This is a genomic window from Dermacoccus sp. UBA1591, from assembly GCF_002322065.1.
Lineage (GTDB): Bacteria > Actinomycetota > Actinomycetes > Actinomycetales > Dermatophilaceae > Dermacoccus > Dermacoccus nishinomiyaensis.
In genome coordinates this window covers 1-2,941 of the sequence record NZ_DCNR01000057.1, presented here as the reverse complement: position 1 = coordinate 2,941, position 2,941 = coordinate 1, and the positions used below count along the sequence as shown (strand labels likewise).

Here is a 2,941-nt window from a genome sequence, read left to right as displayed (position 1 = left end):
TCGCCGGTGGCGGTGGCTGCCAGGGCAGCAAGTACCCGTACTTCTGCGACTATGTCACCGACTGGGTCGCCGACCAGCCCGCGCTCGGCGCGAACCGCAAGGAGCGCCTCGCCAAGCTGAAGACCGGCGGCCTGACGATCCAGACCTCGCTCGACCCGAAGAAGATGTCGGCCCTCGACTCGAACCTCAAGAAGCGCGTTCCCGTCGGCAACGGCGCGGACGTGCAGGCAGCGGGCGTCATCATCGAACCCGGCACGGGTCTCGTCCAGGCCATGTCGCAGAACGCCAAGTACGACGTCGCCGGATCGAACCACTTCTCGACGTCCGTCGACTGGGTCCGCTCGGGCTTCCCCATCGGTTCGACGGCGAAGATCTTCGCCATCGTCGAGGCGATGCGTCAGGGCCGCGCCGTCGACTCGACGGTGAACGTTCCCGCCATGAACGGCACGAAGGACGGGCGCCCGGTCTACAACTTCACGTCGAAGACGTTCCCCGGCCAGTGCGGTCAGGGTGCCGGCAACTGGTCCGTCGGAAACGACCACCCGGTGCCGTCCGGCCCGATGAGCCTGAGCAAGGCCACCGCCGAATCGGTCAACACCGCCTTCGGAGCCCTCGTGGCGTCGCTGGGGCCGTGCAAGGTGCGGGACACCTTCAAACTCATGGGTGTTCAGGCCCGTGACCTCAAGACGGGCGGGTGGCGCGACATCCGGCGCGACCCCTCGTCGATCGTGCTCGGCTCCGACTCGTCCTCGCCGATGATGATGGCCAACGCGTTCGCCACCGTCGCGGCGGACGGCAAGTACTGCGCACCCCGCCCCGTCGTCTCGATCAAGCAGGCGAACGGCAAGCCGGTGGCGCTCAAGGTCGAGCCGTGCAAGCAGGTCATCAGCCAGCAGGAGGCTCGCGGAACGGCGGAGATCTTCACCCACGTATTCGACAGCGACGGCACCGCCTCCGATGCCAAGCTGGCCGACGGGCGGGAAGCTTTCGGCAAGACCGGTACGGTCGACGGATCCCTGCACACGTGGTTCGTCGGCTCGACGAAGCAGCTCTCCACGGCCGTCTGGGTGGGTCGCGGTTTCGACAACAAGAACCCGATCAAGAACGTCTCCATCGGGGGCAAGCACATCGGCACCTTTTTGTACGGCGGCGACATCGCGGCGCCGGTGTGGAAGGCGACGATGGACACGATCTCGAAGGGCATGCCCAAGGCGAAGCTCGCCGAACCCGACAAGGCGACCAAGCAGGGCGACGAGGTGAGTGTCCCCGACGTCAAGGGCAAGAGCGAGGCGGACGCGAAGTCGACACTCGAGAAGGCCGGTTTCCTCGTCACCGTGTCGAAGCAGAACTCCGGTGACGTCTCCGGCGGCCAGGCGTTCAAGACCGACCCTGCGGCCGGCCAGAAGCTCGGCAAGGGCAAGAAGATCACGCTGTACGTCAAGCCCTGATCGTCAGGTGCTGGGCGCCGACTGACGCAGGCTCGCGAGGCCCACCCCGTCCTGGGGTGGGCCTCGCGCCGTCATGGGGTGGGGTCTGCCTCGGGCCGCTTCGACCGCGATGGCGGTGGGTGGCTCTAGGGTGGAGGCATGCAGAAATGGGAATACTTCACCGCGCCGATCATGGTCCACGCCACGCAGCAGATCCTCAACAACTTCGGTGAGGACGGCTGGGAGCTCGTGCAGATCGTGCCCGGCCCCGACGGCAACGGTCTCGTCGGCTACTTCAAGCGCCCCAAGGCCTGAGCGATGAGCGCGATCGAGAAGCGTCTCGCGGAGCTCGGGTTCGAACTGCCCGAGGTCGCAGCGCCCGTCGCCGCATACGTCCCGGCGGTTCGTGACGGCGACCGCGTACACACCTCCGGCCAGTTGCCCATGGTCGCCGGCAAGCTGCCGCTGACGGGCAAGGTCGGTGCCGAGGTCAGCGCCGAGCAGGCCAGCGAGCTCGCTCGTACGTGTGCGCTCAACGCGCTCGCGGCGATCAAGAGCGTCATCGGCGACCTCGATCGCGTGACGCGCGTCGTCAAGGTCGTCGGGTTCGTCGCCAGCGACCCGTCGTTCACGGCCCAGCCGGGCGTCGTCAACGGCGCCTCGCACCTGCTCGGCGATGTCTTCGGCGACGCCGGCGTGCACGCGCGCTCGGCCGTCGGCGTGGCCGTCCTGCCCCTCGACGCACCGGTCGAGGTCGAGATCACCGTCGCCGTTCGCGACTGAGGGGCCCCGTGACCACGTCGTCGCAGGTGCGCGAGTTCCCGATCGGGCCGTTCCGCGAGTCGGCCATGCGCTGGCTCGACGCCGTCGGCCGGGGCGAGCAGGGCGACGAGGCGGCGCCCTCGCAGGCGGCCACCGTCATGCTCGTGCGCGGTGAACCGCTTGAGGTCTTCGTGATCGAGCGCGCCTCGACGATGGACTTCGCGCCGTCGACGTGGGTGTTTCCCGGTGGGCGGGTCGACGCAGCCGATGAGGACGTCGTGAAGGCCGGGTTGCTCGACGGTTTCGACGCCGGGGACGCGGGGCGCGACCTCGGGATCGACGCCGACGCGGTAGGCGCCGTCGTCGTGTGCGCCCTGCGGGAGTTGTTCGAGGAGGCGGGCGTGCTGCTCGTCGACACGAACGTACGCGGGAACGCAGTCGGCGACGGAGCCGACGCTGGGCTCGCAGCTGAGACAGATGGCCCAGCCGAGGCTGCGGGGCCTGACGTCGAGCTACGCACGCGCCTCGAGGCGCACGAGGTGACGTTCGTCGACGTGCTCGCCGGGCGGCGACTGCGCGCCGACCTCGTCGCGGCCGTCGACCGCTGGATCACCCCGCCGTTCGAGAAGCGACGCTTCGACACGTGGTTCTTCACGGCGTTGCTGCCGGAGGGCGCCGTCGCCGATGCCGTCTCGCGTGAGTCGCAGCGTGGCCGCTGGGTGCGCCCGCGGGAGATGCTCGACGAGATGGCG

Annotated in this window: 4 protein-coding genes; all 4 read left to right on the top strand. The window is 68.9% G+C overall.

Features of this window, described 5'->3' with window-relative positions:
• Nucleotides 1–1,448 (top strand): penicillin-binding transpeptidase domain-containing protein (locus B2284_RS06515; protein WP_286697308.1); only part of this gene is annotated, 1,448 nt, incomplete at its 5' end.
• Nucleotides 1,449–1,586: 138 nt separating this feature from the next.
• On the top strand, nt 1,587–1,742 hold the full coding sequence (locus tag B2284_RS06510) for a Sp36 family protein (RefSeq protein ID WP_006943980.1): 156 nt from the start codon (nt 1,587–1,589) through the stop codon (nt 1,740–1,742).
• 3 nt (nt 1,743–1,745) lie between these two features.
• Nucleotides 1,746–2,210, top strand: a complete 465-nt coding sequence (locus tag B2284_RS06505; RefSeq protein ID WP_006944011.1) for a RidA family protein — start codon at nt 1,746–1,748, stop codon at nt 2,208–2,210.
• An 8-nt stretch (nt 2,211–2,218) separates the two neighbouring features.
• A partial coding sequence (locus B2284_RS06500; protein WP_286697307.1) for an NUDIX hydrolase occupies nt 2,219–2,941 on the top strand: 723 nt, incomplete at its 3' end.

Excerpts from the sequence above, each read along its gene's own strand:
- B2284_RS06510 (WP_006943980.1), top strand. The coding sequence starts at position 1,587 with ATGCAGAAATGGGAATACTTCACCGCGCCGATCATGGTCCACGCCACG.
- B2284_RS06505 (WP_006944011.1), top strand. The coding sequence starts at position 1,746 with ATGAGCGCGATCGAGAAGCGTCTCGCGGAGCTCGGGTTCGAACTGCCC.